This is a genomic window from Pseudomonas sp. WC2 (assembly GCF_050586545.1).
In the GTDB taxonomy this organism is placed as follows: Bacteria; Pseudomonadota; Gammaproteobacteria; order Pseudomonadales; family Pseudomonadaceae; genus Aquipseudomonas.
This window is the reverse complement of the sequence record NZ_JBOBDR010000011.1, coordinates 16,668-42,842: the sequence shown is the minus strand read 5'-3', so window position 1 is coordinate 42,842 and position 26,175 is coordinate 16,668. Positions and strand designations below refer to the sequence as shown.

At 60.0% G+C, this 26,175-nt stretch carries 30 protein-coding genes; 17 read left to right on the top strand and 13 right to left on the bottom strand.

What is annotated here, in order from left to right; genetic code table 11:
* The 3 genes from flgG to ACQ4OE_RS15030 all read right to left on the bottom strand — a co-directional run bounded on the left by flgG (position 1) and on the right by ACQ4OE_RS15030 (position 3,447).
* Positions 1-786: a flagellar basal-body rod protein FlgG gene (gene flgG, locus ACQ4OE_RS15040; protein ID WP_003222804.1), complete on the bottom strand. Its 786-nt coding sequence runs from the start codon at positions 784-786 to the stop codon at positions 1-3.
* Between the two features lie 45 nt (positions 787-831).
* Positions 832-1,572, bottom strand: a complete 741-nt coding sequence (locus ACQ4OE_RS15035) for a flagellar basal body rod protein FlgF (protein ID WP_122593337.1) — start codon at positions 1,570-1,572, stop codon at positions 832-834.
* A gap of 309 nt (positions 1,573-1,881) precedes the next feature.
* A complete protein-coding gene (locus ACQ4OE_RS15030; protein WP_430947087.1) occupies positions 1,882-3,447 on the bottom strand; it encodes a sigma-54-dependent transcriptional regulator in 1,566 nt (521 codons plus the stop codon).
* A 384-nt stretch (positions 3,448-3,831) separates the two neighbouring features.
* Here ACQ4OE_RS15030 and phhA point away from each other — a divergent pair, with 384 nt between their 5' ends.
* The 6 genes from phhA to ACQ4OE_RS15000 all read left to right on the top strand — a co-directional run bounded on the left by phhA (position 3,832) and on the right by ACQ4OE_RS15000 (position 8,249).
* Entirely contained in the window at positions 3,832-4,623 is a 792-nt protein-coding gene (phhA, locus tag ACQ4OE_RS15025) for a phenylalanine 4-monooxygenase (protein ID WP_430947086.1), read from the top strand.
* Positions 4,624-4,692: 69 nt separating this feature from the next.
* Positions 4,693-5,049 (top strand): 4a-hydroxytetrahydrobiopterin dehydratase, encoded by a 357-nt coding sequence (locus tag ACQ4OE_RS15020; protein ID WP_122593333.1) that lies wholly within the window; start codon positions 4,693-4,695, stop codon positions 5,047-5,049.
* Positions 5,049-6,242, top strand: coding sequence for an amino acid aminotransferase (locus tag ACQ4OE_RS15015; protein WP_430947085.1), 1,194 nt, complete (start codon positions 5,049-5,051; stop codon positions 6,240-6,242). Before ACQ4OE_RS15020 ends, ACQ4OE_RS15015 begins: the two co-directional genes overlap by 1 nt.
* A gap of 321 nt (positions 6,243-6,563) precedes the next feature.
* Positions 6,564-6,695: a hypothetical protein gene (locus ACQ4OE_RS15010; protein WP_003222792.1), complete on the top strand. Its 132-nt coding sequence runs from the start codon at positions 6,564-6,566 to the stop codon at positions 6,693-6,695.
* 69 nt (positions 6,696-6,764) lie between these two features.
* Positions 6,765-6,947, top strand: coding sequence for a hypothetical protein (locus tag ACQ4OE_RS15005; RefSeq protein ID WP_122593329.1), 183 nt, complete (start codon positions 6,765-6,767; stop codon positions 6,945-6,947).
* Between the two features lie 114 nt (positions 6,948-7,061).
* Positions 7,062-8,249: an MFS transporter gene (locus ACQ4OE_RS15000; protein ID WP_430947175.1), complete on the top strand. Its 1,188-nt coding sequence runs from the start codon at positions 7,062-7,064 to the stop codon at positions 8,247-8,249.
* Here ACQ4OE_RS15000 and arfB read toward each other — a convergent pair.
* Entirely contained in the window at positions 8,246-8,659 is a 414-nt protein-coding gene (gene arfB, locus ACQ4OE_RS14995) for an alternative ribosome rescue aminoacyl-tRNA hydrolase ArfB (RefSeq protein WP_422609194.1), read from the bottom strand. The genes ACQ4OE_RS15000 and arfB overlap by 4 nt on opposite strands.
* 234 nt (positions 8,660-8,893) lie before the next feature.
* Positions 8,894-10,306, bottom strand: a complete 1,413-nt coding sequence (locus ACQ4OE_RS14990) for an amino acid permease (protein ID WP_430947084.1) — start codon at positions 10,304-10,306, stop codon at positions 8,894-8,896.
* Positions 10,307-11,200: 894 nt separating this feature from the next.
* Here ACQ4OE_RS14990 and ACQ4OE_RS14985 point away from each other — a divergent pair.
* A complete protein-coding gene (locus ACQ4OE_RS14985) occupies positions 11,201-11,338 on the top strand; it encodes a hypothetical protein (RefSeq protein WP_430947083.1) in 138 nt (45 codons plus the stop codon).
* A 70-nt stretch (positions 11,339-11,408) separates the two neighbouring features.
* Positions 11,409-12,374 carry a leucyl aminopeptidase gene (locus tag ACQ4OE_RS14980; protein WP_430947082.1) on the top strand — a complete coding sequence of 322 codons (966 nt, stop codon included), beginning with the start codon at positions 11,409-11,411 and terminating at the stop codon, positions 12,372-12,374.
* 130 nt (positions 12,375-12,504) lie between these two features.
* Here ACQ4OE_RS14980 and rluB read toward each other — a convergent pair whose 3' ends face one another.
* The 6 genes from rluB to ACQ4OE_RS14950 all read right to left on the bottom strand — a co-directional run bounded on the left by rluB (position 12,505) and on the right by ACQ4OE_RS14950 (position 17,517).
* Positions 12,505-13,725 (bottom strand): 23S rRNA pseudouridine(2605) synthase RluB, encoded by a 1,221-nt coding sequence (gene rluB, locus ACQ4OE_RS14975; protein ID WP_122593322.1) that lies wholly within the window; start codon positions 13,723-13,725, stop codon positions 12,505-12,507.
* A gap of 154 nt (positions 13,726-13,879) precedes the next feature.
* Positions 13,880-14,071 carry a DUF1289 domain-containing protein gene (locus tag ACQ4OE_RS14970; RefSeq protein ID WP_122593320.1) on the bottom strand — a complete coding sequence of 64 codons (192 nt, stop codon included), beginning with the start codon at positions 14,069-14,071 and terminating at the stop codon, positions 13,880-13,882.
* 128 nt (positions 14,072-14,199) lie between these two features.
* Positions 14,200-15,177, bottom strand: coding sequence for an SMC-Scp complex subunit ScpB (gene scpB, locus ACQ4OE_RS14965; protein WP_430947081.1), 978 nt, complete (start codon positions 15,175-15,177; stop codon positions 14,200-14,202).
* Positions 15,178-15,188: 11 nt separating this feature from the next.
* Positions 15,189-15,887, bottom strand: coding sequence for a segregation and condensation protein A (locus ACQ4OE_RS14960; RefSeq protein WP_205933105.1), 699 nt, complete (start codon positions 15,885-15,887; stop codon positions 15,189-15,191).
* A gap of 123 nt (positions 15,888-16,010) precedes the next feature.
* Entirely contained in the window at positions 16,011-16,640 is a 630-nt protein-coding gene (locus tag ACQ4OE_RS14955; RefSeq protein WP_038363745.1) for an L-threonylcarbamoyladenylate synthase, read from the bottom strand.
* 13 nt (positions 16,641-16,653) lie between these two features.
* A complete protein-coding gene (locus ACQ4OE_RS14950; protein WP_430947080.1) occupies positions 16,654-17,517 on the bottom strand; it encodes a PHP domain-containing protein in 864 nt (287 codons plus the stop codon).
* Between the two features lie 87 nt (positions 17,518-17,604).
* Here ACQ4OE_RS14950 and ACQ4OE_RS14945 point away from each other — a divergent pair, with 87 nt between their 5' ends.
* The 6 genes from ACQ4OE_RS14945 (at position 17,605) to ACQ4OE_RS14920 (ending at position 21,804) form a co-directional block, all read left to right on the top strand.
* Positions 17,605-18,204: a septation protein A gene (locus ACQ4OE_RS14945; protein ID WP_007919675.1), complete on the top strand. Its 600-nt coding sequence runs from the start codon at positions 17,605-17,607 to the stop codon at positions 18,202-18,204.
* Position 18,205: 1 nt separating this feature from the next.
* Positions 18,206-18,505: a YciI family protein gene (locus tag ACQ4OE_RS14940; RefSeq protein WP_329516037.1), complete on the top strand. Its 300-nt coding sequence runs from the start codon at positions 18,206-18,208 to the stop codon at positions 18,503-18,505.
* A gap of 110 nt (positions 18,506-18,615) precedes the next feature.
* The gene (locus ACQ4OE_RS14935; protein WP_430947174.1) at positions 18,616-19,026 is read left to right on the top strand and encodes a translation initiation factor 2; all 411 of its coding nucleotides are present in this window, start codon (positions 18,616-18,618) and stop codon (positions 19,024-19,026) included.
* Between the two features lie 7 nt (positions 19,027-19,033).
* The gene (locus ACQ4OE_RS14930) at positions 19,034-19,711 is read left to right on the top strand and encodes a response regulator transcription factor (RefSeq protein ID WP_016771129.1); all 678 of its coding nucleotides are present in this window, start codon (positions 19,034-19,036) and stop codon (positions 19,709-19,711) included.
* A 125-nt stretch (positions 19,712-19,836) separates the two neighbouring features.
* The gene (locus tag ACQ4OE_RS14925; protein WP_016987938.1) at positions 19,837-20,286 is read left to right on the top strand and encodes a Spy/CpxP family protein refolding chaperone; all 450 of its coding nucleotides are present in this window, start codon (positions 19,837-19,839) and stop codon (positions 20,284-20,286) included.
* A 177-nt stretch (positions 20,287-20,463) separates the two neighbouring features.
* Positions 20,464-21,804: a sensor histidine kinase gene (locus ACQ4OE_RS14920; protein WP_430947079.1), complete on the top strand. Its 1,341-nt coding sequence runs from the start codon at positions 20,464-20,466 to the stop codon at positions 21,802-21,804.
* A gap of 93 nt (positions 21,805-21,897) precedes the next feature.
* Here the strand turns inward: ACQ4OE_RS14920 and ACQ4OE_RS14915 are convergent, their stop codons facing one another.
* Positions 21,898-22,464: an NAD(P)H nitroreductase gene (locus tag ACQ4OE_RS14915; protein ID WP_430947078.1), complete on the bottom strand. Its 567-nt coding sequence runs from the start codon at positions 22,462-22,464 to the stop codon at positions 21,898-21,900.
* A gap of 121 nt (positions 22,465-22,585) precedes the next feature.
* Between ACQ4OE_RS14915 and ACQ4OE_RS14910 the strand changes: the two genes are divergently transcribed.
* The gene (locus tag ACQ4OE_RS14910; protein ID WP_430947077.1) at positions 22,586-24,040 is read left to right on the top strand and encodes a TrkH family potassium uptake protein; all 1,455 of its coding nucleotides are present in this window, start codon (positions 22,586-22,588) and stop codon (positions 24,038-24,040) included.
* Here ACQ4OE_RS14910 and ACQ4OE_RS14905 read toward each other — a convergent pair.
* Positions 23,997-25,058: an AraC family transcriptional regulator gene (locus tag ACQ4OE_RS14905; protein WP_205933104.1), complete on the bottom strand. Its 1,062-nt coding sequence runs from the start codon at positions 25,056-25,058 to the stop codon at positions 23,997-23,999. The genes ACQ4OE_RS14910 and ACQ4OE_RS14905 overlap by 44 nt on opposite strands.
* Positions 25,059-25,222: 164 nt before the next feature.
* On the opposite strand from ACQ4OE_RS14905, the gene ACQ4OE_RS14900 reads away from it, so the two are divergent.
* Positions 25,223-25,534 carry an Mpo1-like protein gene (locus tag ACQ4OE_RS14900; protein ID WP_430947076.1) on the top strand — a complete coding sequence of 104 codons (312 nt, stop codon included), beginning with the start codon at positions 25,223-25,225 and terminating at the stop codon, positions 25,532-25,534.
* A 14-nt stretch (positions 25,535-25,548) separates the two neighbouring features.
* A complete protein-coding gene (locus tag ACQ4OE_RS14895; protein WP_430947075.1) occupies positions 25,549-26,139 on the top strand; it encodes an HD domain-containing protein in 591 nt (196 codons plus the stop codon).
* The last annotated feature ends 36 nt before the right edge of the window (positions 26,140-26,175 follow it).

Genomic DNA, 26,175 nt, shown 5'->3' with positions numbered 1-26,175 from the left:
TTACAGATTCTGCGTTACGAACGAGAGCATCTGGTCGGCGGTGGAGATCACCTTGGAGTTCATCTCGTAAGCGCGCTGAGTGGTGATCATGTTGACCATCTCTTCAACGGTGCTGACGTTGGAACCTTCCAGGGTGTTCTGCAGCGTGGTGCCGAAACCGTTCAGGCCCGGTGTACCGATTTGCGGCGCGCCGGAAGCAGCGGTTTCCAGGAACAGGTTGTTGCCCACTGCTTGCAGACCGGCCGGGTTGATGAAGTCGGCGGTTTGCAGGTTGCCGATCACCTGCGCGGCAGGGTTGCCCGGCACGGTGATGGACACGGTGCCGTCGGTGCCGACGGTGAAGCTCTGCGCGTTGTTCGGGATAACGATGGCCGGCTCCAGCGCGAAACCGCTGGCGTTGACGATCTGGCCATTGGAGTCGAGGTGGAAGGTACCGTCACGGGTGTAGGACGTGGTGCCGTCCGGCTGCAGGATCTGGAAGAAACCGCGACCGTCGATGGCCATGTCCAGCGGCTGCTCGGTGGTTTGCAGGCTGCCGGCGGTGAAGTTTTTCTGCGTGCCGACGATGCGCACACCGGTACCCAGTTGCAGACCCGACGGCAGTTCGCTGTCCTGAGTCGACTGAGCGCCAGGCTGCCGCTTGATCTGATACAGCAGGTCCTGGAACTCGGCGCGGTCACGTTTGAAACCCGTGGTCGACACGTTCGCCAGGTTGTTGGAAATGGTGGTCAGGTTAGTGTCCTGGGCGGACAGACCGGTTTTGGCAACCCATAGAGCCGGAAGCATTCGATTCTCCTCGTGCGCCTGTTTTACGGCGCGACGTTCTGATAATTAGCTGATCTGCAAGACCCGAGCCATGGCCTGGTCGTCGTCTTTGGCGGTGTTCATCATCTTGACGTGCAATTCGAACTGCTTGGCCAAGGCCAGCACCGAGGTCATTTCTTCCACGGCATTGACGTTGCTCGACTCAAGAAAACCCGACACCAGTTTGACGTTGGCATCGGCCTGCGCAGGCTGGCCGTCCTTGGTGTAAATCGAGCCGTCGAGGCCCTTGTTCATGTTCTTGATGTCCGGGTTGACCAGTTTGATCCGGTCGACTTCCGCCATGACGCGCGGGCCTTCGCCCATCGCACGAATACTGATGGTGCCGTCTTCGCCGACTTCGACCTGTTGCTCTGGCGGCACGGCAATCGGCCCGCCATTGCCCATCACGGCCATGCCGTTGCCGGCACGCAGCACGCCGAGGGCGTCGATGTTGAGGCTGCCGGTGCGCACATAGCTTTCACCGCCGCTAGGGTTCTGCACGGCGATATAGCCGTTGCCGGTCACGGCGACGTCGAGGTCACGACCGGTCTGCACCAGCGAGCCTGGGGTGAAGTCGGTGGCAGGCCGTTCGCTCATGGCAAACGCACGCGCCGGAAACACGTCACCGAACACCGGCATCGAACGCGCCTGCTCCAGGTCGCGCTGAAAACCGTTGGTGGAGATGTTCGCCAGGTTGTTGGCATGGGCCTTTTGCGCCAGTGCGTTCTGGCTGGCGCCGGTCATTGCCACATAAAGGTACTTGTCCACACTCTTTCCTCTGCATGCCGGACGTTTGCCGCCCACCGCTGTACTGCTGAGCCATAAGCAATTTGCAGACCAACTTTTTTCTGGCGGCGCGCGGCCCGGTAAACAAAGGACTTGGGGGATTTTGCGGGGGAATCTGAAATGTATCGAAGTCGAAAAACCGGCGGTGTTATGCCGCTTGGCGGCAATCCCGGCGAATGATCGTAATGATCGTTCCCACGCTCCGCGTGGGAATGCCTCAATGGACGCTCTGCGTCCGCTTTGGGACGCGGAGCGTCCGGGCCTGCATTCCCACGCGGAGCGTGGAAACGATCACGTGCTGCCCGGCTCTTTACCGACCTCATACTCGCGCAGCTTATTGGCAATCGTCGTGTGCGAAACCCCAAGCCGCTTACCCAACTGCCGACTGCTCGGATGCTCGGAATACAAGCGCTCCAGCACCGCTTTCTCGAAGCGCCCGACGATTTCGTCCAGGCCGCCCTCCAGCGAGAAATCGCCAAGCGGCTGACGCACGCCGTAATCCGGCAAACGAATATGCTCCGCCTTCACCGTGCCGCCATCGCACAGCGAAACCGCCTGGAACAGCACGTTCTCCAGTTGCCGCACGTTGCCCGGCCAGTGGTAATGACTGAGCCGATCCATCGCCGCCGGCGCCAGTTTTGGCAGCGAACAACCGATCTGCCGACTGGCCTGATCGAGGAAGTGCTCGACCAGCGGGGTCAAACCGTCGAGGCATTCGCGCAGCGGCGGAATGTGCAGCGAGAGCACGTTCAAGCGATGATACAAATCCTGGCGAAACTCGCCGCGAGCGCACAACTCGGACAAGTCGACCTGAGTGGCGCAAATCACTCGCACATCCAGATAGACCTCTTCATCACTGCCGACCCGGCGGAAGCAACCGTCCTGCAGAAAGCGCAGTAATTTGACCTGCAAGCGCGGGCTCATTTCACCGACGCCATCGAGGAACAGCGTGCCGCCAGCGGTCAATTCCAGCAGGCCAAGCTTGCCCTCGGCGCGTGCGCCTTCAAAGGCACCCGGGCCGTAGCCGAACAGTTCGGTTTCGGCCATCGACTCGGGCAAACCGGCGCAGTTGAGCGCCATCAACGGCGATTGCCCACGCGGGCTGGCGAGGTGGCAGGCGCGCGCGAGCAATTCCTTGCCGGTGCCGGTTTCGCCTTCTATCAATAGCGGCGCATCGAGCGGTGCCATTCTGCGTGCTTCACGGACAACAGCGGCCATGACTTTCGAGCTCTGGAAGATGCTGTCGAAGCCGCGTAATTCCTGTTTGCGCACATTGTAGATGCGCTCACCGACGCGGTCGGCGCGATGCAAAGTCAGCACGGCGCCGGCCATGGCTTCGCTGTCGTCGTGCTCCGATTGCAGCGGCGCGATGTCGGCGAGAAAGATGTCGCCTTTGACCTTGACCCGCATGCCGTTGATGCGTGATTTATTCGCACGCACCAGTTCCGGCAAGTCGAAGTCTTCGGCGTAGCGCGACAGCGGAATACCTGGCACTTCATCGACCCGCACACCGAGCAATTGCGCCGCCGCGCGGTTGGCGGCAACGATCGAGCCGCCCATGTCGATCGACAACACCGGAAATTCCAGCGCGCCGAGCAGCGCGTTCAACTCCATGTGCCGCCGCTCGCTCGGCATCAGCCCTACCCGCTTGACGCCGAACACGCCGGCGATCGCCTCGAACTTCGGTCGCAGTGCCTGGAACTGAATGTTGATCAGGTTCGGGCAATGCAGGTAAATCGCGTTGCCATGCTCGCCACCGACTTCGCCCCGCGCGACGTTGATCCCGTATTCCACGAGCAGGTTGAGGATGTCGCGCAGGATGCCGATGCGGTTCTGGCAATGGACTTTGATGCGCATAGAAAGAGGCCCGGCAAAAATGAAAGTTGAACACGACACCCTGTGGGAGCGAGCCTGCTCGCGAAGACGTCCGCACATCCAACCTTGATGTATCAGACAGATCGCATTCGCGAGCAGGTTCGCTCCCACAAGGGATAGCACCATGACTTTTCTGTCGAGGCGCACAGATTATTGTCAAGATTACGTGACAGTAGCTGAACTTTTCAAACCTGCGAATCGCCGCAAATGCGCGATATCGGCAAAACCGTAACGATTATTTTACGAAATGCAGGGAAATTTCCTACGAGAGTCCTGCCAAACGTACTGCACATCACCCCACTCTCGGGTAATTCTGAGTCCATCGCTGGACATAACAAAAACGAATTCCCCTAGCAGGAGAGCAGTATGAAGCAGACGCAATACGTGGCCCGCGAGCCCGATGCGCAAGGTTTTATCGACTACCCCGCCGAAGAACACGCGGTGTGGAACACGCTGATCACTCGCCAGTTGAAAGTGATCGAAGGGCGTGCCTGCCAGGAGTACCTGGACGGTATCGAGAAACTCGGTCTGCCCCACGACCGCATCCCGCAACTCGGCGAGATCAACAAGGTACTCCGCGAGACGACCGGTTGGGAGGTGGCCCGCGTGCCGGCGCTGATTCCCTTCCAGACCTTCTTTGAATTGCTCGCCAGCAAGCAGTTTCCCGTCGCGACGTTTATCCGCACCCGCGAAGAACTCGACTACCTGCAAGAACCCGACATTTTCCACGAGATCTTTGGTCACTGCCCGCTGCTGACCAACCCGTATTTCGCCGAATTCACCCACACCTACGGCAAACTCGGTCTGCAAGCGACCAAGGAAGAGCGCGTGTATCTGGCGCGTCTGTACTGGATGACCATCGAGTTCGGCCTGGTCGAAACCCCGCAAGGCAAACGCATCTACGGCGGCGGCATTCTGTCTTCGCCAAAAGAAACCGTTTATTCGCTGTCGGACGAGCCCGAGCATCAAGCCTTCGATCCGCTCGAAGCGATGCGCACGCCGTACCGCATCGACATCCTGCAACCGCTGTACTTTGTCCTGCCGAACCTCAAGCGTCTGTTCGACGTCGCCCATGAAGACATCATGGCCATGGTTCGACAAGGCATGCAGCTGGGTCTGCACGCACCGAAATTTCCGCCAAAGCCGAAAGCGGCCTGAGCAGAACCCGCTCGCGACTTGCGCGCAAAGATAGTAATTTCCAACAAGAATCGAATTCAGGAACAGACCATGTCCACTTTGAACCAAGCCCACTGCGAAGCCTGCCGCGCCGATGCGCCACAAGTCAGCGACGAAGAACTGCCGGTCCTGATCAAGCAGATCCCTGACTGGAACATCGAAGTTCGCGACAGCATCATGCAGCTGGAGAAAGTTTTCCTGTTCAAGAACTTCAAGCACGCACTGGCGTTCACCAACGCTGTCGGCGAGATCTCCGAGGCCGAAGGTCACCACCCGGGCCTGCTGACCGAGTGGGGCAAAGTCACCGTCACCTGGTGGAGCCACTCGATCAAAGGCCTGCACCGCAACGACTTCATCATGGCCGCGCGCACTGACGAAGTGGCCAAGACTGCAGAAGGACGCAAGTAATGCACTTCGACGCCATCGGCCGGGTCCCCGGCGACCCGATCCTCGGCTTGATGGAGGCGTATGCGCAGGACACCAACCCGCGCAAATTCGACTTGGGCGTTGGCGTCTACAAGGATGCCCAAGGCCTGACGCCGATCCCCGAAGCGGTGAAAATCGCCGAAGCGCGACTGGTCGACAGCCAGGACACCAAGACCTACATCGGTGGCCACGGCAACCCGCTGTTCGGCAAAGTCATCAACGAGTTGGTGCTCGGCGCTGACTCCAAGCTGATCGCCGAACAACGTGCCGGCGCGACTCAAACGCCGGGCGGCACCGGCGCCCTGCGTCTGGCGGCTGACTTCATCGCCCAGTGCCTGCCGGGCAAAGGCGTGTGGTTGAGCAACCCGACCTGGCCGATCCACGAAACGATTTTCGCCGCGGCCGGGGTCAAGGTCAGCCACTACCCGTACGTGGGCAGCGACAACCGCCTCGACGTCGAGGCCATGCTCGCCGTGCTCAACGAAGTGCCGAAAGGTGATGTGGTGCTGCTGCACGCGTGCTGCCACAACCCGACCGGTTTCGACTTGAACCATGACGACTGGCGGCGCGTGCTTGACGTGGTGCGCAGTCGCAATCTGCTGCCGCTGATCGACTTCGCCTATCAGGGTTTTGGCGATGGTCTGGAACAGGATGCGTGGTCGACTCGACTGTTCGCAACCGAGATTCCCGAGCTGCTGATCACCAGTTCCTGCTCGAAGAACTTCGGCCTGTACCGCGACCGCACCGGTGCGCTGATCGTCTGCGCGAACACCGCTGACAAGCTCATCGACATCCGCAGCCAACTGGCCAACATCGCCCGTAATTTGTGGTCGACGCCACCGGATCACGGCGCTGCGGTGGTCGCGACCATCCTCGCCGACCCGGAGCTGAAAGCGCGCTGGGCCGATGAAGTGGAAGCCATGCGCCTGCGGATTGCGCAACTGCGCAGCGGCCTGGTCGAAGCGCTGGAGCCACACGGCTTGCGCGAGCGCTTTGCGCACATTGGCGTGCAGCGCGGCATGTTCTCTTACACCGGCCTGTCGCCGGAGCAAGTAAAACAACTGCGCGAGCATCACAGCGTGTACATGGTCAGCTCAGGCCGGGCGAACGTTGCCGGGATCGACGCCACGCGACTGGCGCTGCTGGCCGAAGCGATCGCCAGCGTCTGCAAATAGCTACAGCAATACAAAACCAAGTGGGAGCGAGCCTGCTCGCTCCCACATTTGTTTCTGCGGTTGATCGTTCCCACGCTCCGCGTGGGAATGCAGCCCGGGACGCTCCGCGTCCCAACAGCGGACGCAGAGCGTCCATTGAGGCATTCCCACGCAGAGCGTGGGAACGATCAATCACCACCGTTTTTGCGCCCCCCTGCGGCCATCTGTCGCATTATTTTGAATTAAAAGTCTGATTGTCATTTTTCCTGCTGTATCCTGCGCAGGCTTTGTAAAAGCGCGGATCTACCAGATCTATCAACAGACTTAGCGAGGAGCGCAACCATGCACGAGATTCCTAATCTCCCCTTCCCAAGCCTGCACGTACCTGAGCAGACGACCACGCAACAAGCCGGCGCCCAACAGCCCGAGCCGAAAGAAGCCGTTGAGAGCCGCCCGGCCGACAGCGAAGAGTAAGACCCGTCGTACAGACCGTGTGGAAAGCGCTAACATGCGCTTTCCACACTGCCTGAACCCGACCCTGCCATGACCGACGAATTCTCCGAAAGCCAAGCTGCCGTCCTGATCGGTGCTACCGAGAAGATGATCGAGATCTGGAGCCGCCTCTCTCCCGAGAAACAAGCCGCCCTGCTCGCCCGTTTCGGCACTGAAGAAAACGCCCTCGCCGCACTGGTCACCACGCAACTGGTTGCCCCGGCCAAGTCCTGAAACGGCCACCGGGCAAATAGTTTTACTTTTCCCGCCCCAGATTGCTCCGCGCCGGTATCATAAGCAGCCTATCTAATCTGCCGTTCCCGTGGATCGTTACCCATGTCGTCCTCTATGTCCGAGCCCCAGCGCCCCCTGGCGGTCACGCTGCAAGTCGTTTCCATCGTCCTCTTCACCTTTATCGGTTATCTGAACATCGGCATCCCGCTGGCGGTGCTGCCCGGTTACGTGCACAGCGACCTGGGCTTTGGCGCGGTGATCGCCGGTCTGGTGATCAGCGTGCAATACCTCGCCACCCTGCTCAGCCGCCCCTACGCCGGCAAGATCATCGACAACCAGGGCAGCAAACGCGCGGTGATGATTGGTCTGGCCGGTTGCGGCTTGAGCGGTGTGTTCATGCTGATTTCGGCGTGGACCCCGAGCATGCCGATGCTCAGTTTGATCAGTCTGTTGATTGGCCGACTGGTGCTGGGCAGCGCCGAAAGTCTGGTCGGTTCCGGATCGATTGGCTGGGGCATTGGTCGCGTCGGCGCGGCCAACACCGCCAAGGTGATTTCCTGGAACGGCATCGCCAGTTACGGCGCACTGGCGATCGGCGCACCGTTCGGCGTGTGGCTGGTGGGCGAGTTGGGTTTGTGGAGCATGGGCGTCAGCATCATCTTGCTGGCGATGCTCGGTTTGGCGCTGGCGTGGCCGAAAACCCCTGCACCGATTGTCGCCGGTGAACGCCTGCCGTTCATGCATGTGCTCGGCAAAGTGTTCCCCCACGGTTGCGGCCTGGCGTTGGGCTCGATCGGCTTCGGCACCATTGCCACCTTCATTACTCTGTATTACGCGACTCAGCATTGGGAAAACGCGGTGCTGTGTCTGAGCCTGTTCGGCGCCAGCTTCATCGGTGCGCGGTTGCTGTTCGGCAATCTGATCAACCGTCTCGGCGGTTTCCGCGTGGCGATTGCCTGCCTGTCGGTAGAAACCCTCGGCCTGCTGTTGTTGTGGCTGGCGCCGGACGCGCACTGGGCGCTGGCCGGGGCGGCGTTGAGTGGTTTCGGCTTCTCGCTGGTGTTCCCGGCGCTGGGCGTGGAGGCGGTGAATCTGGTGCCAGCGTCCAGTCGCGGCGCGGCTGTCGGCGCTTACTCGCTGTTCATCGATTTGTCGCTGGGGATCACCGGGCCATTGGCCGGGGCGATTGCGGCGGGATTCGGATTTGCTTCGATCTTCCTCTTCGCCGCTCTCGCCGCGTTGAGCGGTTTGGCGCTAAGCGTCTATCTGTACAAGCACACCGCCAAGTATCGCGAAGACTAGAAATCCACCTTGCCACGCCCGGCCTTGATGCTGCCGCGCTTGGTTTTCGATTCGAGCCGACGCTTCTTTGAACCAAGGGTCGGCTTGGTCGGGCGGCGTTTCTTTTCAACTTTGGTGGCGCTCAGGATCAGCTCGACCAGGCGCTCCAGCGCATCGGCGCGGTTGGCTTCCTGCGTGCGGTATTGCTGGGCCTTGAGGATCAACACGCCGTCGCTGGTGATACGACTGTCGCGCAGCGCCAGCAGCCGCTCCTTGTAAAATTCAGGCAAGGACGAGGCCGGAATATCGAAGCGCAGGTGCATGGCGCTGGAGACCTTGTTGACGTTCTGCCCCCCGGCGCCTTGCGCGCGGATGGCGGTCAATTCGATCTCGGCATCCGGCAGATGCACATTGTTGGAAATCACCAGCATGGAAAAGCGTCCGTATTCAGAGTGTGCAGGATACCGCGAAAATCATTCTGGATTCGGCACAACACCCTGTGGGATCGAGCTTGCTGGCGAAGGCGTGGTGTCAGGCAACGCTGATGCTGGATTCAATATCCTCTTCGCGAGCAAGCTCGCTCCCACAGGATTCGCCATCCTTCCATTGCGCCCATAAACAACAAACCCGGCACTTGGCCGGGTTTGTTGTTTCTGCTTGAGCGGTTACTTCGCGGTCGCAGGCAATGCAGTTTGCGCACTGCGCTTGTTCTTGATCACGTAGCAGACCCACATGAACACGACCCACACCGGAATCGCGTACACCGAGATCTGAATCCCCGGGATCAACAGCATCACGCCGAGGATGAACACCACGAACGCCAGGCAGACATAGTTGCCGTACGGGTACCACAGCGCCTTGAACAGCGGCGTCTGCTGAGTCTTGTTCATGTGCTGGCGGAACTTGAAGTGCGAGAAACTGATCATCGCCCAGTTGATCACCAGTGTGGCAACCACCAGCGACATCAGCAGTTCCAGCGCGCTGTGCGGGATCAGGTAATTGAGCAACACCGCAATCACGGTCACCGCCGCTGAAGCCAGAATCGAACGCACCGGCACGCCGCGCTTGTCGATCTTCGCCAGACCTTTCGGTGCATCACCCTGCTCGGCCATACCGAGCAGCATGCGGCTGTTGCAGTAAGTGCCGCTGTTGTACACCGACAGCGCCGCGGTCAGGACCACGAAGTTGAGGATGTGCGCGGCGGTGTTGCTGCCGAGCATCGAGAACACTTGCACGAACGGGCTGCCGCTGTAGGAATCGCCAGACGCGTTGAGGGTTTCCAGCAGGCTGTCCCATGGGGTCAGCGACAGCAGGATCACCAGTGCACCGATGTAGAAAATCAGGATCCGGTAGATCACCTGATTGATCGCTTTCGGGATCACGGTTTTCGGCTTGTCGGCTTCAGCCGCGGTGAAACCGAGCATTTCCAGACCGCCGAAGGAGAACATGATGATCGCCATGGCCATCACCAGACCGCTGACGCCGTTGGGGAAGAAACCACCGTGGGACCACAGGTTGCTCACCGACGCTTGCGGGCCGCCGTTGCCGCTGACCAGCAGATAGCTGCCGAGGGCAATCATGCCGACGATCGCCACGACTTTGATGATCGCGAACCAGAATTCGGCCTCACCGAAGACTTTGACGTTGGCCAGGTTGATCGCATTGATCAGCACGAAGAACGCAGCAGCGGAAACCCAGGTCGGAATGTCCGGCGCCCAGTAGTGAATGTATTTACCGACCGCGGTCAGCTCGGACATGCCCACCAGAATGTACAGAATCCAGCAGTTCCAGCCCGACAGGAAGCCGGCAAAGCCGCCCCAATACTTATGCGCGAAATGGCTGAAGGAACCGGCCACCGGCTCTTCGACGATCATTTCACCCAGCTGGCGCATGATCATGAAGGCGATGAAGCCGCAGATGGCGTAGCCGAGGATCATCGACGGGCCGGCGGATTTCAGTACTCCGGCCGAGCCGAGGAACAATCCGGTACCGATCGCGCCACCGAGGGCGATCAGTTGAATATGGCGATTTTTCAGGCCGCGTTTCAGCTCGCCTGATTGCGAGGGTTGTCCACTCATGAAAAAGGTCTCACGCAAGGTTTGATGATGTTCAGTAGACGTTGCTGCCAGGTTGCGATTTCAAGCAGCCCCGATCAAACCCCAGCGCAGGCACCAGGAGTTCAGCTTATTTACAACGGTCATGCGTCACCTGTTTGTTTTTATCTGTGACGAAATCGAACCCGAAACGCTTGTGGCGCCACGGAGTGAACAAGGCGGATAGCCTTGAGATTTGCGCGATTACGCAGAGGGTCACAGTTAAAACGCGGCGCATTGTACACCGCTAACCCCCTGCTGCCAGACCCCGCTGGATCAGCGTGTCGGTTGCCGGGATTGCGTGTGTCCGCCACGAGAGGTTCGGGCGGCTGCAAAAATTGAGTCAGGCCTTTGCAGGCCATCGACGCGGACGAGGAAAAAACCGTCCCACGGAGAGAAGTGGAAATCAGTCACGGCGTTCATTGCGCCTCCTTCTTGTTATGCACCTGCACGGCAGGCATGGGGCGCATCACACCCTTCATACGGCTTCGAAACAAGCGCGCCAGAGCCTCGCGCGGCGCCCGGACGGCAAGGCTTCGGCAGCTTTTCCTTACAGCGTTTCCCCCGAGCTCGGTTTACTGGGTTTTACCGAGCTTTTCGTAAACATTCCTTTACAAGGCGTAACGCAGAATTTCCATTTCAGACATTTCTGTAGGACGCCTGCAAATTGACGATACCCAGCTTGCTAATAAACCTCGCCGTTTAGTTTTTTGTTTTCAAATAAGAAAAGCACCGAGGAAAAACAGAATAAAAAGTCTATTTAAAAATTAAATGAATAATTTTTTGCATTACAAAACACCCTGAACTAGGTTTTTCACGTCCCGCCGGCCACCTCGACCGACGAGTCATAACCGTGAAAAGTCATCTAGGAGATCGACCATGCAAGCATTGGAAAAAGACTTGGACAGCGAACTGCAACTGGACGAATGGTTTGAAGCCCCGACCCACGACGCCGCCGTGGAAATGATGCAAGCCGATGCGGTCGTTCCGTTCGGCACGGCAATGTGGCCTCTGTAACACATCCCGGGCAGGCACGATCCGGCCGGTCGTGCCTGCCGCTTTTTCCACGGTCAGTCAGGGAGGATTCATGGATAAGCCCCGCGCGATCTCGCATTTCCTTTACTACCTCGAACATCACCCTGCCCTTGCTGGCCTCGACTCGGCGAAGGTATTGCTCGGCCACACGGCTGATTACGAAGCGCTGACCGGCGCCATTGCCGAACAGGCCGGTGATCATCCACGCTTCACGTTCAGCGCCCGACGTCTGGACCTCGACAGCACCGCAACGCTGACCTCGGCAATTACCGACAGCGATCTTTACATTTTCTTCTACGACTCTTCCACCCTGCCCAACCCGCGCCCTGACGGCCCGGAGTTCGTCCGTGCGCTGCAAGGCGTGATGGCGGAAAACTGGAAGAAGTCGCTCCTGTTCAAGGATTACGGCGAGTATTTCTACGACACTTTCAGCGTCACGCCGCAGCGGATTGCCGGGCTCAACAGCCACTTGATCCAGCGCATGTCTCAAGCGACCACGCTGAGTTTCAAGGACGACGAAGGCTCATGGTTCGAAGCACCGCTGAGCAGCATCAAGAAGTGGACCGACATCAACGGTGTCGGCAATTTCGACCTGGCCCCCGGCGAGATCGCCACCCACAGTGAAGCCATCAATGGCCACGTGAAGTTCAAGGGCACGTTCCTCAGCACCATTCCGTTTGCGCGCAAGTACGGCGTGCTGGAGTCGCCGCTGGAGCTGTGGATCGAGAACTCGACCATCAGCCGCATCGCCACGGACGTACCGGGGCTGGAGCATGATTTCAACAAGTACCTGGACGCCAACCCGTCGAATCGGCGGATTGAGGAGTTGGGAATTGGCACCAACGAAGGCGTAAAGGATCTGTACGCGCGCAATGCCGGGTTTGAGGAGCGGCATTGTGGGTTGCATCTGGGGCTGGGCGGTGGGGCCAAGGGCAGTCATCACCTGGACCTGATCTTCTCCGGCGGCGTTCTGGCGCTGGATGACAAGCCGGTGTTTGATGGCCGCTTTGTGTTTTAGGGCCGACACCTGATCATTCCCACGCTCCGCGTGGGAATGATCGGTGTGCGCCAGACGAAAAAAAACGCCAACCCTAAGGTTGGCGTTTTTGCTTGAGCTTGCAGCTTACCGCTAGAAGCTCACAGCTGCCTTATTCCGGCTTCTTGCGACCGAACCCCGGACGCTGACCGGAACCGGCCGGTGCACCGCGGCGCTTGCCCGATGGCTTGTCGCCCTCAACCAGCTTGATTCCCGGACGCTTCGGCGCAGGCTTGGCTGGGCGCTTGTTGGTGGTGTCCGCTGGACGATCCGCCACTGGCGTACCGCGACCGGCAGGCGCACCACGCTCGCCACGTTCGGTGCGACCGTTGGCCGGACGCGGAGCGCGCTCGCCGTCACGGGCAACGGGTTTGCGACCTGGACGCTCGCCCTCGATCTGCGGCTCACGGCTAGGACGTGGGCCAGTCGGCGCGCCAGCGGCTGGACGCAGGGTGCGTACGCGCTCGGTCTTGCCCATCGGACGCGACGATTTGCGCTGCATGCGCTCAAGCTTGTCTTTGCTCTTGGCGTTCAGCTGCGGCATGGCAACCGGCGTCAGGCCGACTTCAGCACTGAGGATGTCGACTTCGTACTGGCTCATTTCGCGCCAGCGGCCCATCGGCAGGTCGGAGTTGAGGAACACCGGACCGAAACGCACGCGCTTCAGACGGCTGACCACCAGACCTTGGGATTCCCACAGACGACGAACCTCACGGTTACGGCCTTCCATCACCACGCAGTGATACCAGTGGTTGAAGCCTTCGCCACCCGGCGCCTGTTTGATGTCGGTGAACTTGGCCGGGCCGTCTTCCAGCACCACGCCAGCCTTCAAACGCTCGATCATCTCGTCATCGACTTCACCGCGTACGCGCACGGCGTATTCACGGTCCATCTCGTAGGACGGGTGCATCAGGCGGTTGGCCAGCTCACCGTCGGTGGTGAACATCAGCAAACCGGTGGTGTTGATGTCGAGACGACCGATGTTGATCCAGCGGCCTTCTTTCGGACGCGGCAGCTTGTCGAACACGGTCGGACGGCCTTCCGGGTCGTCACGGGTGCAGATCTCGCCATCGGGTTTGTTGTACATGATCACGCGGCGTACCGATTCGGCCGCCTCTTCACGCTTGATCACCTTGCCATCAATGGTGATGGCGTCGTGCATGTCGACGCGCAGACCGAGGGTGGCGTCTTTGCCATTGACCTTGATCCGGCCCTGGCTGATCCAGGATTCCACGTCACGGCGCGAGCCGACGCCGATACGGGCGAGGACTTTCTGCAGCTTTTCGCCTGCTGGGCCGATTTCCTGGTCGTCTTTCTGAATGATGTCGCTCATCTGGGCACCTCCCGGTGTGGTCTGTTCAAGCGCCCTGAATTGGACGCTTGACGCATTGAAATCTGGGTTCTAGGCCGAAGGGATCGGCGAAGGGTCGCGAATCATACGCGGATGTGCGCCATCGCGCATCAGAGACTAGCTGATCGATCGACAGTTATTTCTTTTTCCGCCGACCGGCGCCACCGAGTTTGATCAGCCGCAGTGCGGCTTCGGCGAGCACGGTGCGTTTGTCGTCCTTGTCGAGTTTCTTCCAGGCTTTGATTTCGCGCTTGCTGCGGCCGCAGCCGATGCAGATGTCGTCGGTGAATTTGCAGACGCTGATGCACGGGTCTTTGGTGGAACTCATCACTCACTCCGAATATGCACCTTTTCCTGTGGGAGCGAGCCTGCTCGCGAAAGGGCCCTGTCAGTCGACATCATCGTTGTCTGACACACCGCATTCGCGAGCAGGCTCGCTCCCACAGCTGTTCGTAATCAGTCTTCGAGTTCCCGGCGTTCGGCTTCGATGGCTTCGGCCAGCGCGCGGGCTTCGGCTTCTTCTTCACTCAGCGCCGGTTCGGGCGCTGGCGCCGGTTGCTCAAGGGCAGCGACGGCGGCCAGAAGTTTTTCCCGGGCTGCGGCAACACCGAGGATGTCCTCTTCGGTTTCGGCTTCTGCCTCGGCTTCAAGTTCAACTGCAATTGCTGGCGCGGCGACTTCGGTTTCCGGCTCGGTCATCGGCGCCTCACCATCCGCTGCGTCCCGCAGCAAATCGTCGAAGTCGGTCTTGATCCCCTCCTCCATGCTGTCCAGTTCCAGCAGCAAAGTATGGAAACTGGTTTCTTCCTTCTCCTCCTCGGGCTCGGCGCTGGCGTCGGCCAGTTCCTGCAGACTCTGCGGCACTGGCGCGTCGTCGAAATCGAGCACCGGATCGGTTTCCATCTCGCGCAGCTCGGCCAATGGCGGCAGGTCTTCGAGGTTCTTCAGGTTGAAGTGATCGAGAAACATCTTGGTGGTGGCAAACATCGCCGGTTTGCCCGGCACGTCGCGGTAGCCGACGACTCGGATCCACTCACGCTCCAGCAAGGTTTTGACGATATTGCTGTTCACCGCCACACCGCGCACGTCTTCGATCTCGCCACGGGTGATCGGCTGGCGATAGGCAATCAGCGCGATGGTTTCCAGCAACGCACGGGAATAGCGCTGCGGGCGTTCTTCCCAGAGGCGGCCAACCCACGGCGAAAATTTCTCGCGGATCTGCAAGCGATAACCGGACGAGACTTCCTTGAGCTCGAAGGCGCGGCCCTCGCAGGACTTGCCCAACAGGGTCAGGGCTTTCTTGAAGACCGCGGGCTCTGGCCGTTCGCCTTCTTCAAACAGTTCAAACAGGCGATCAAGGGATTGCGGCTTTCCCGAGGCCAACAGAAAGGCTTCAAGCAGGGGCGCCAGCTCGCGGGGTTCAGTCAGGTTCATGTTTCGACTCGTTATTCGGCTCGGGCTCGCACGTGGATCGCGGCGAACGGCTCATTCTGCACCAGCTCGACCAAGGATTCCTTGACCAGTTCAAGGATCGCCATAAAGGTCACCACCACACCCAGTCGCCCTTCTTCGGCGGTGAACAGCTCGACGAACGGCACAAACCCGCCGCCCTTGAGCCGCTCCAGCACATCGCTCATGCGCTCGCGGGTAGACAACGCCTCGCGGCTGACCTGGTGGCTTTCAAACATGTCGCCACGGCGCAGCACTTCGGCCATGCACATCAAAATCTCTTCCAGCGCCACGTCCGGCAGCAGCTTGCGCGCGCGGGCTTCCGGGGCGTCGAGCTTCGGCACGATGACGTCGCGGCCCACCCGGCTCAAGCCGTCGATGCCTTCAGCGGCAGCCTTGAAGCGCTCGTACTCCTGCAAGCGGCGGATCAGTTCGGCGCGCGGGTCGTCTTCTTCGTCTTCGATAGTTTCAGCGCGGGGCAGGAGCATCCGCGATTTGATCTCGGCGAGCATCGCGGCCATCACCAGATACTCGGCGGCGAGTTCCAGGCGCACCGACTGCATCAACTCGACATAGCCCATGTACTGGCGGGTGATTTCCGCCACAGGGATGTCGAGGATGTTGATGTTCTGTTTGCGGATCAGGTACAGCAGCAGGTCGAGCGGGCCTTCAAAGGCTTCAAGGAAGACTTCCAGCGCATCCGGCGGGATGTACAGGTCGAGCGGCATTTCCATGACCGCTTGGCCATAAACCATGGCAAACGGCAGTTCCTGCTGAGCGTCGGCCTGAGGATCGACCACGGTTTCCACTGCGGACATTCAGGCCTCGACCATGAACGGCGTCGGGTCGCCGCAACCGACGCGGACCACTTCCGGGTCGTCGCCGGTCAGGTCGATCACTGTAGAAGCTTTGATGCCGCCGAAGCCGCCGTCGACGATCAGGTCCACCTGGTGTTCAAGCAATTGACGCATTTCGTACGGATCGCTGAGCGGGTCTTCATCGCCGGGCATGATCAGGGTCACGCTCATCAGCGGCTCGCCCAGTTCAGCCAGCAGCGCCAGCGCAATCGGATGGCTGGGCACGCGCAGACCAATGGTGCGTTTCTTCGGATGCAACAGAAGACGCGGCACTTCACGGGTCGCATTGAGAATAAAGGTGTACGGGCCCGGCAGGTGCGCCTTGAGAATACGGAAGGTGCCGGTGTCGATCTTGGCGTAGTTGCCCAACTGCGACAGGTCGCTGCAGATCAGCGCAAAGTTGTGCTTCTCATCGAGCTGACGCAGGCGGCGCACGCGTTCGATAGCAGTCTTGTCGCCAATCTGGCAGCCGATCGCATAGGAGGAGTCCGTGGGATACACCACCACCCCGCCCTTGCGGATGATCTCGACCGCCTGTTTTATCAGGCGCGCTTGCGGGTTTTCCGGATGAATCTGGAAAAATTGACTCACATTCTCTACCTGTTCAGACGGCGGCAATAGCTGTGTCATGTTTGAACCGACACCACAGGGGTGGAAGGTCCTCGGGAACCGGCCGGTACTGGCCGATCTCGGACCAGCCGCCAGGGCCATGGAAGTCACTGCCGGCGCTGACCAGCAGACCGAACTCACGGGCAAGGATTGCCAGGCTGCCCACCTGTTCCGCAGGCTGATGGCCATTGACCACCTCGATTGCATGCCCGCCTGCTTGAATATAGTCGGCAATCAGCTTTCGGCGCTTGCTGCGAGTGAAATCGTAATGCCACGGATGCGCCAGGCTGACCCAGGCCCCGGCAGCGCGCAGTGTGCCGACGGTGTCTTCCAGCGTCGGCCAGTGCAGCTTGACGTCGCCCAGCTTGCCGGCACCGAGCCACTTGCGGAATGCCTCGGCGCGATCCTTGACGAAACCTTCACGCACCATCCAGTCAGCGAAGTGCGGACGGGCCGGGGCGTTGCCGCTGTCGCCCAGCTCCTGCTGAACCTGCCGGGCGCCGTCGAGGGCCCCGGGCATGCCTTTGAGGGCGAGCTTGCGGCTTATTTCTTCCGACCGCAGCCAACGGCCATCGTGCAATTTGGCGATGGCCTCGACCAACGGCGCGGCGTTGACGTCGAAACCGTAGCCCAGCACATGAATGGTCGCGCCGCCCCAGGTGCAGGACAACTCGACGCCGTTGACCAGTTGCATGCCCAACTCGTTGGCGGCCGCGCGTGCTTCGGCGAGGCCTTCAAGGGTGTCGTGGTCAGTCAACGCCAGGACTCGCACGCCGTTTTCGAACGCACGCGCAACCAGAACCGCAGGCGCCAGGGCGCCATCGGAGGCCGTGCTATGGCAGTGCAAATCAACATTCACGGGGAGTTGTAACCTCAAATCAGCTGGCGCTATCGCGCGCCCATATGTTTGTTATTATGCCGCCACATCCAGCTTCTGGCTCTCACTGTGAAACAATTCATCGATTTCATTCCGCTTCTGCTGTTTTTCATCGTTTACAAACTTGATCCACGGGTCGTCGATATCGCTGGCCATGAAGTGACTGTAGGCGGTATTTACAGCGCCACGGCGATGCTGATCATCAGTTCGCTGGTGGTGTACGGCGCGTTGTTCATCAAGCAGCGCAAGCTGGAAAAGAGCCAATGGCTGACCCTGATCGCCTGTTTGGTATTCGGTAGCCTGACCTTGGCGTTCCACAGCGAGACCTTCCTGAAATGGAAAGCCCCGGTGGTAAACTGGCTGTTCGCCGTTGCGTTCATCGGCAGCCACTTCATCGGTGACCGCCTGCTGATCAAACGCATCATGGGCCACGCGCTGACCCTGCCGGATCCGGTCTGGACGCGCCTGAACATCGCCTGGATCGCCTTTTTCCTGTTTTGCGGCGCCGCCAACCTGTTCGTCGCCTTCACCTTCCAGAGCTACTGGGTGGACTTCAAGGTGTTCGGCAGCCTGGGCATGACCCTGGTGTTCCTGGTCGCACAGGGCATTTACCTGTCGCGCCATTTGCACGATGCCGATACCACAACAACACCAAAAACCGAGGACTGACATGCTCTACGCCATCATTGCCACCGACGTCGCCAACTCGCTGGAAGCACGCCTGGCCGCGCGCCCTGCGCATCTCGAACGCCTGCAAGCGCTCAAGGGCGAAGGCCGCATCGTATTGGCCGGTCCACACCCGGCGGTCGACAGCAATGATCCGGGCGCAGCGGGTTTCACCGGCAGCCTGATCGTCGCCGAGTTCGACTCGCTGAGCGCCGCACAGGCCTGGGCTGACGCCGATCCGTACATGGCCGCCGGCGTCTACGCCAACGTGATCGTCAAGCCGTTCAAGCAAGTCCTGCCGTAACTCTGTCTCCACGCGATGAACCTTGTCGGTTCATCGCGTTCTCAATCGCTCATTATTCTCGTTTGCCTGCCGACAACCTGCCCAATATCCATTTGGAAGCAGGTGTCGCGATGCGCAAGGGTCCGTTGTGTCTGATGTTGGTCACGTTGTCGATAATGGCGCCCGCCCACGGTGAGGAATCCACCGAAAGCGGAACCTCTACACCCTTATCGTTGAGTGCCGGCAGCCAGATCACCGAACTGCAGCAGCGCCTCAAGGCCAGCGAGCAGCAACGGGAAGAATTGAACAAACAACTGCAAAATGCCGACAACACCCGCGAAAGCGCCCAGCTCGCCCGGCTGCGCCAAGAGAACCAGCGCCTCAAGCTGCAACTCAAGGAAGCCCAGGCCAGCCCGCTGCCGCGTCTGTTGACCGACCAGCAGCAGTGGTTCGTCACGGGAGCCGGGGTAGCGCTATTGGCGCTGCTCTGCGGTATCTTTGCCAGTGGAGCAAGCCGAAAACGTCGGCAATGGCTAAATTGAGTGAGTCATGAGCGAGCTGTTATTGATTGATGATGACCAGGAGTTGTGTGAACTCCTGAGTAGCTGGTTGAGCCAGGAAGGCTTCCAGGTGCGTGCCTGCCACGATGGCCAGAGCGCCCGCAAAGCGCTGGCCGAAACCGCCCCGGCGGCGGTGGTGCTCGACGTGATGCTGCCCGACGGCAGCGGTCTGGAGCTGCTCAAGCAACTGCGCAACGATCACGCTGATCTGCCGGTGCTGATGCTCTCGGCCCGTGGCGAGCCGCTGGACCGAATCCTCGGCCTCGAACTGGGCGCCGACGATTATCTGGCCAAACCGTGCGACCCGCGTGAACTCACCGCCCGCCTGCGCGCTGTGTTGCGCCGCAGTCATCCGGCAGCGGTGTCGACGCAGCTTGAACTGGGCGACCTGAGCTTCAGCCCGGTGCGCGGCGTGGTCAGCATCGACGAGAAGGAACTGACCCTCACTGTCTCCGAAAGCCGCTTGCTCGAAGCTTTGCTCAAGCAACCTGGCGAACCGCTGGACAAACAGGAACTGGCGCAGCTCGCCCTCGGTCGCAAGCTGACCCTGTACGACCGCAGCCTCGACATGCACGTCAGCAACCTGCGCAAAAAGATCGGCCCGCATCCCGACGGCCGCCCACGCATCGTCGCCCTGCGCAGCCGGGGTTACTACTACAGCCTGTAGAAAGTGTCAGGTCAGCGCTCGAACGTCTTTACCCAAGCTTTACGTAGCGCTGACCGCCGCTGACCTTGATCTCCGTAATCTGAACTCATCCGGAACGTACCGGGAACGAGACAAGGAGATACACCATGCGCAAGACTCTTATCGCTCTGATGTTCGCTGCCGCTCTGCCAACCGTCGCCATGGCAATGCCGCAAGACGGCGGCCCGATGGGTGGCCCGCTCGACGGCCCACGCCACGGCGGTCAGATGCACGGCATGCACGGTAAAGGCCCGTACAGCCAACTCGACCTGTCCCGCGAACAGCGCGAGCAGATCCGCAAGATCATGGGCGAGCAGATGCACGAGCGTAAGCAAGTGGTCGACAAGTACCTGGAAAAACTCTCGCCGGCTGACCAGAAGGCCATGAAGGACGAGATGGCGGCCAACCACAAGAAAGCCGAGACCGATGTTCGTGCGGTGCTGAAGCCGGATCAACAGAAGAAATTCGACGAGATCCAGAAGAAACAGGCTGAGCGTCGCGCCGAATGGGCTGAGTTCAAGGCGTGGAAAGCGCAGCAGGCGCAAAAAGCGCAATAATGTTCTGACCCGGACCCGACGGTTAACCCCGTCGGGTTTTCTGGCTTTAGATCTGATGTGAGAGCGAGCCTGCTCGCGAAAGCGGTGTGTCAGAAAAGAATTTCTTCGCTGATACACCGCTTTCGCGAGCAGGCTCGCTCCAACATTTCTGGATTTGTGTTTGATTGAGGATTTTCTGTGCGTTCACTGTTCTGGCGTATTCTCGCGAGTTTCTGGCTGGCCATCGCTCTGGTGGCAGGGCTGTCGATTCTGCTCGGGCACATGCTCAATCAGGACGCGTGGATCCTCAGTCGCCATCCGGGCCTCAACACCCTCGCCAGCGAGTGGACGCAATCCTACGAAGCCCAAGGCGAAGAAGCCGCCCAGGACATCCTCGAACAGCGCAAACGCCAATATCACATCGATGTGCAAGTGCTCAACGAAAGCGGCGATCCGGTCGTACGCGGCACTTTCCCACGCCGCGCCGCCGCCTTCGAAGCGCGGCAGAACAACGATGACCGACGCCTGCCGTGGCGCCGCCTGACCGACGAATTCACCAGCGAAAAAACCGGCGACACTTACCTGTTCATCTACCGCATCCCGCACCCGGAACTCGATTCCTGGCACCGCGAAAGCCTGCTCTGGCCCTTGAGTGCGCTGGGTATCGCGCTGGTGGTGCTGACCCTGTTCAGCCTGCTCGTGACCTTTTCGATCACCCGTCCGCTCAGCCGTTTACGTGGCGCCGTGCATGATCTGGGGCAGACGACCTATCAGCAGAACAGCCTGGCGAAACTGGCTAACCGTCGCGATGAATTCGGCGTACTCGCCACAGACTTCAACCGCATGGGCGCGCGTCTGCAAAGCCTGATCGGCAGTCAGCGGCAGTTGCTGCGCGATGTTTCCCACGAGTTGCGCTCACCGCTGGCGCGACTACGCATAGCCTTGGCGCTGGCAGAGCGCGCCAATCCTGAAGAACGGGAAAAACTCTGGCCACGCCTCACACGCGAGTGCGATCGCCTCGAAGCGTTGATCAGTGAAATTTTGGTGCTGGCGCGAGTCGATGCCGACAATGCCAGTGCCGAGGACGTTGATTTGAATGCGCTGCTCGGCACGTTGCAGAAGGATGCACAACTTGGATCACCCGAGCAGACCGTGCGTCTCGAGGCCGAACCGCAGCTGAACCTGAAAGGCTGGCCGACCATGATTGAACGCGCCGTCGACAATTTGTTGCGCAATGCTCAGCGCTTCAACCCGGAGGGTCAGGCGATTGAGATGCACGCCTCACGTCAGGGTGAAAAAATCATCATCAGCGTGCGCGACCATGGCCCCGGTGTGCAGGCCGAACATCTGAGTCAATTGGGCGAGCCGTTTTACCGGGCGCCGGGGCAGACGGCGGCGGGACATGGTTTGGGCCTGGCGATTGCCCGGCGAGCGGCGGAGCGCCATGGCGGGACTCTGACGTTGGCCAACCATCCGCAGGGCGGGTTTATTGCCAGCCTGGAATTACCGCTCGTACCCGGGGTTGTTCTTCAAATCTGATTAAACCTGTGCGAGCGAGCCTGTCAGTCACCCTGTGCAATGAGTGAAACACCGCTTTCGCGAGCAGGCTCGCTCCACATTTGATTCAGGGGGTCAGGCCTTGCCGGGCCAGGCGCTGACAAACTCGCTCAGGTCGACCTTTTCAACTACGCGAGGTTCTTTCTGCGGCGTGCCTAGGTAGAGGAATGCGATAACCTCTTCACCTTCGGTCAAGCCCAAACCTTGTGCCACATGCTGGGAATACGCCAGATCGCCCGTGCGCCACACCGCACCAATCCCCTGCGCATACGCCGCCAGCAAAATTCCGTGCGCCGCACACCCGGCCGCCAGCAACTGTTCGGCCTTCGGGTATTTGACGTGTTCCTGCAATTTAGCGATCACCACAACCACCAGCGGCGCACGCAGCGGGCCGTTGCGCGCCTTGTCGATCATCGCTTCGGTGACTTCGCCTGCCTGCTGCTGCGCAGCCTCGGCCAGCAACTCGCCCATTTGCTCGCGTGCCGCGCCTTCGACGGTCAGGAAGCGATACGGCTGCAAATGCCCGTGATCCGGCGCGCGCAACGCTGCGCCGAACAAGGCTTCGCGCTGCTCGGCAGTGGGGGCCGGTTCGACCAGACGTGGAACGGAAACACGGTTGAGCAACGCGTCGAGAGCCTGCATCGGCCACCTCCTGAAAAATATGTGCGGCTATTCTAGCTTTATCTGCCAGCAGGATGCCGGTTTACATGCCCTGCCCCACGGGTAGAATGGCGCCCTTCTCACATCAGCCCGAGCGGACTTCATGGCGTTGCCGACCTTACGGATCATTGGTTTCATCATCGGCATCTTCCTGATCACCCTGGCCGTGGCCATGGTCGTGCCCATGGCAACCCTGTTGATTTTCGACCGCACCAGCGACCTGCCGTCGTTCCTCTGGGCGAGCATGATCACCTTTGTCGCGGGCCTCGCGCTGGTGATTCCCGGCCGCCCGGAACACATTCACCTGCGCCCGCGTGACATGTATTTGCTGACCGTCAGCAGTTGGCTGGTGGTGTGCATTTTCGCCGCGCTGCCGTTTTTGCTGACCCAGCACATCAGCTACACCGACTCGTTTTTCGAAAGCATGTCCGGCATCACCGCCACCGGCTCGACCGTGCTCAATCATCTCGACAACATGTCACCGGGCATTCTGATGTGGCGCTCGCTGCTGCACTGGATCGGCGGCATCGGCTTTATCGGCATGGCGGTGGCGATTCTGCCGCTGTTGCGCATCGGTGGCATGCGCCTGTTCCAGACTGAATCTTCGGATCGCTCGGAAAAGGTCATGCCGCGCTCGCACATGGTGGCGCGGCTGATCGTCGCCGCGTATGTCGGCATCACCATTCTTGGCAGCCTGGCGTTCTGGTGGGCGGGGATGAGCCCGTTCGACGCGATCAACCACGCGATGTCGGCAATTTCCACCGGTGGGTTCTCGACCTCCGATCAGTCGCTGGCCAAGTGGACGCAACCGGCGGTGCACTGGGTTGCGGTGGTCATCATGATTCTCGGCAGCCTGCCGTTCACCCTGTACGTGGCGACATTGCGCGGTAACCGCAAGGCGTTGATCAAGGATCAGCAGGTGCAGGGTTTGCTCGGCATGTTGCTGGTCACTTGGCTGGTGCTCGGCACCTGGTACTGGTGGACCACCAACCTGCATTGGCTGGACGCCCTGCGTCATGTGGCGCTGAACGTGACGTCGGTGGTCACCACCACCGGTTTTGCCCTCGGCGACTACAGCCTGTGGGGCAACTTCTCGTTGATGTTGTTCTTCTATCTGGGGTTTGTCGGCGGCTGTTCCGGGTCGACGGCGGGCGGGATCAAGATCTTCCGTTTCCAGGTCGCCTACATCCTGCTAAAGGCCAACCTTAATCAACTGATTCACCCGCGCGCGGTGATCAAGCAGAAGTACAACGGTCACCGTCTCGACGAAGAGATCGTGCGTTCGATTCTGACCTTCTCGTTCTTCTTCGCCATCACCATCTGCGTGATCGCCCTGCTGCTGTCGCTGCTCGGTGTCGACTGGATGACCGCACTGACCGGTGCCGCCAGCACCGTGTCCGGTGTCGGCCCGGGGCTTGGCGAAACCATCGGCCCGGCGGGCAACTTCGCCACCTTGCCGGATGCCGCCAAGTGGATCCTGTCGTTTGGCATGCTGCTCGGCCGACTGGAGATCATTACGGTGTTTGTGCTGTGTATTCCGGCCTTTTGGCGTCACTGACCGCGTTCGGCGCCTGCAACAACCGCGTCCGGTAATCGCCGGGCGTGGTGTCGAACCAGCGGCGGAACGCGCGGAAGAAATTGCTCGGATCGGCAAAGCCCAACAGATAGGCAATCTCCAGCAAGGTCATGCTCGGTTGCGCCAGATACTGCTCGGCGAGTTCACGGCGGGTGTCGTCGAGCAACTGCTGAAAACTGGTGCCCTCCTCCTGCAAGCGCCGCTGCAAGGTGCGCTGCGATAAATGCAGGGTCTGCGCCACGGTATCGCGCTTGGGTTCGCCTTGCGGCAGCAAACGGCACAGCACTTGCCGCGCCTTGTGGGTCACACGGCTTTCGGAAAATCGCGCCAGGTATTCCCCGGCAAAGCGATCGTGCAACAGCGCCATGGCTTCGTTGGCGGTGGGCAGCGGCGCTTCCATGTCGGCGCGCTCGAAGATCAGCGCATCGTACGGCGCGTTGAACATCAACGGCGCGTGGAAGGCTTGTTTATAGGGTGCCAGATCATCCGGCTCGTCGCCCTGCACCAGCACTTTGACCGGGTGCAGCGTGCGCCCGGTCAACCAGCCGCACAGGCCCAAAGCGCAGGCCAGCGAGGCTTCGGCGCTTTGCCGGGTCGGCGGTAGGTGATCGCCGTGCACGGTCAAAATCAGCGCGTAACCCTCTTCCAGCAGACGGAAGCTCAGGTCGGCACTTTCCGCGATAATCCGCTGATAGCGCACCAACCGCTGAAAGCCTTCAGCCAGCGTATTACTCGACATCAGCGCGTAGCCGGCCACATGAAACGAGGCCGGGCGCACCACTTTGCCCATGTTCAGGCCGATCGCCGGGTTGCCGGACAACTCGACCGCCCGTTGCCAGAGGCGGGTCATGGAATCTTGCGGGAAGCGTGCATCCGGATCATCCAGAGCCGTGTAATCGAGCCCCAGTTGCTTGAACAGAACCCGGCAATCCAGGCCGTCCATCTCCAATGCTTTGACAATCCCCATCGCCCAGCTTGCAGAAGTCGTTCGTTCGCTCATGGCGTTTTTCTTTTACATGAGGGGCCGCATATTACGACCTGATTTGCGAAGGATACTAAAGTGGCGCCGATTGTCACTGGCCCACGCCAATGATCACTCTAGACTCAAATAAGCTACCCGCAGAACAACTCGTCGCCAGAACAATAACCACAGAGAACGCGGTCGTGGAAAACATCAAACATTTCAACAACTTCGCTGAGTTCTATCCGTATTACCTCAGTGAACACAACGACAGCACCTGTCGTCGCCTGCATTTCATTGGCACGACTCTGGTGATTTTCATTCTCGCGATGACCATCGCCAAAGGCGCTTGGCTGCTGTTATTGGCCTTGCCGCTGGCCGGTTACAGCTTTGCCTGGGCCGGGCACTTCTTCTTTGAAAAGAACCGGCCGGCGACGTTTCAGCATCCGCTGTACAGCCTCCTCGGCGACTTCGTCATGTATCGCGACATGATCCTCGGTCGCGTGGCGTTCTGAATGAGGGTCAGCCAATGAATGCCAATGCCCGCTTCACCCATATGAAGGACGGTACGCAGGAAGACTGGGCGATCATCGCCGCCGACTTCAGTGCCTACGCTAAACAATTGCCCTCGCGGATCATGACTCATCTGAAGCTGCTTGAAGGCGACTTCGGCGGCTTCCCGGTGGATCGCCTGACTCACTCGCTGCAAACCGCGACCCGCGCCTTTCGCGATGGCCGTGACGAGGAATACGTGGTCTGCGCTCTGCTGCACGACATCGGCGACACCTTGGGCTCTTACAACCACCCGGACATTGCTGCGGCGATTCTCAAGCCGTTCGTCAGTGCCGAGAATCTGTGGATGGTCGAAAAGCATGGCGTTTTTCAGGGCTACTACTTCTTCCACCATTTGGGCATGGATCGGCATCTGCGCGAGCAATTCAAGGAACATCCGCAGTTTCAGGCGACCGCCGAGTTTTGCGCCAAGTACGATGCGGCAGCGTTTGATCCAGACTATGACACGCTGCCGTTGAGCTTCTTTGAGCCTATGATGCAAAGGCTGTTTGCGCAGCCGAAGAACTCAATTTACAAAGCCGCAATGGAAGAACACAGCCCAGCCTGAGAACATCACAGCCCATTGTGGGAGCGAGCTTGCTCC

What these genes read in the sequence shown, in the direction of transcription:
- scpB (WP_430947081.1), bottom strand. Translation starts at nt 15,177, where the DNA reads ATGAACCTGACTGAACCCCGCGAGCTGGCGCCCCTGCTTGAAGCCTTT.
- ACQ4OE_RS15005 (WP_122593329.1), top strand. Translation starts at nt 6,765, where the DNA reads ATGACCGACGAATTCTCCGAAAGCCAAGCTGCCGTCCTGATCGGTGCT.
- ACQ4OE_RS14985 (WP_430947083.1), top strand. Translation starts at nt 11,201, where the DNA reads ATGCAAGCATTGGAAAAAGACTTGGACAGCGAACTGCAACTGGACGAA.
- ACQ4OE_RS14940 (WP_329516037.1), top strand. Translation starts at nt 18,206, where the DNA reads ATGCTCTACGCCATCATTGCCACCGACGTCGCCAACTCGCTGGAAGCA.
- ACQ4OE_RS14930 (WP_016771129.1), top strand. Translation starts at nt 19,034, where the DNA reads ATGAGCGAGCTGTTATTGATTGATGATGACCAGGAGTTGTGTGAACTC.
- ACQ4OE_RS14905 (WP_205933104.1), bottom strand. Translation starts at nt 25,058, where the DNA reads ATGAGCGAACGAACGACTTCTGCAAGCTGGGCGATGGGGATTGTCAAA.
- arfB (WP_422609194.1), bottom strand. Translation starts at nt 8,659, where the DNA reads ATGCTGGTGATTTCCAACAATGTGCATCTGCCGGATGCCGAGATCGAA.
- ACQ4OE_RS14980 (WP_430947082.1), top strand. Translation starts at nt 11,409, where the DNA reads ATGGATAAGCCCCGCGCGATCTCGCATTTCCTTTACTACCTCGAACAT.
- ACQ4OE_RS14915 (WP_430947078.1), bottom strand. Translation starts at nt 22,464, where the DNA reads ATGCAGGCTCTCGACGCGTTGCTCAACCGTGTTTCCGTTCCACGTCTG.
- ACQ4OE_RS14925 (WP_016987938.1), top strand. Translation starts at nt 19,837, where the DNA reads ATGCGCAAGACTCTTATCGCTCTGATGTTCGCTGCCGCTCTGCCAACC.
- ACQ4OE_RS15000 (WP_430947175.1), top strand. Translation starts at nt 7,062, where the DNA reads ATGTCCGAGCCCCAGCGCCCCCTGGCGGTCACGCTGCAAGTCGTTTCC.
- ACQ4OE_RS14935 (WP_430947174.1), top strand. Translation starts at nt 18,616, where the DNA reads ATGCGCAAGGGTCCGTTGTGTCTGATGTTGGTCACGTTGTCGATAATG.
- phhA (WP_430947086.1), top strand. Translation starts at nt 3,832, where the DNA reads ATGAAGCAGACGCAATACGTGGCCCGCGAGCCCGATGCGCAAGGTTTT.
- ACQ4OE_RS15020 (WP_122593333.1), top strand. Translation starts at nt 4,693, where the DNA reads ATGTCCACTTTGAACCAAGCCCACTGCGAAGCCTGCCGCGCCGATGCG.
- flgG (WP_003222804.1), bottom strand. Translation starts at nt 786, where the DNA reads ATGCTTCCGGCTCTATGGGTTGCCAAAACCGGTCTGTCCGCCCAGGAC.
- ACQ4OE_RS14970 (WP_122593320.1), bottom strand. Translation starts at nt 14,071, where the DNA reads ATGAGTTCCACCAAAGACCCGTGCATCAGCGTCTGCAAATTCACCGAC.
- ACQ4OE_RS14910 (WP_430947077.1), top strand. Translation starts at nt 22,586, where the DNA reads ATGGCGTTGCCGACCTTACGGATCATTGGTTTCATCATCGGCATCTTC.
- ACQ4OE_RS15030 (WP_430947087.1), bottom strand. Translation starts at nt 3,447, where the DNA reads ATGCGCATCAAAGTCCATTGCCAGAACCGCATCGGCATCCTGCGCGAC.
- rluB (WP_122593322.1), bottom strand. Translation starts at nt 13,725, where the DNA reads ATGAGCGACATCATTCAGAAAGACGACCAGGAAATCGGCCCAGCAGGC.
- ACQ4OE_RS15015 (WP_430947085.1), top strand. Translation starts at nt 5,049, where the DNA reads ATGCACTTCGACGCCATCGGCCGGGTCCCCGGCGACCCGATCCTCGGC.
- ACQ4OE_RS15010 (WP_003222792.1), top strand. Translation starts at nt 6,564, where the DNA reads ATGCACGAGATTCCTAATCTCCCCTTCCCAAGCCTGCACGTACCTGAG.
- ACQ4OE_RS14990 (WP_430947084.1), bottom strand. Translation starts at nt 10,306, where the DNA reads ATGAGTGGACAACCCTCGCAATCAGGCGAGCTGAAACGCGGCCTGAAA.
- ACQ4OE_RS14895 (WP_430947075.1), top strand. Translation starts at nt 25,549, where the DNA reads ATGAATGCCAATGCCCGCTTCACCCATATGAAGGACGGTACGCAGGAA.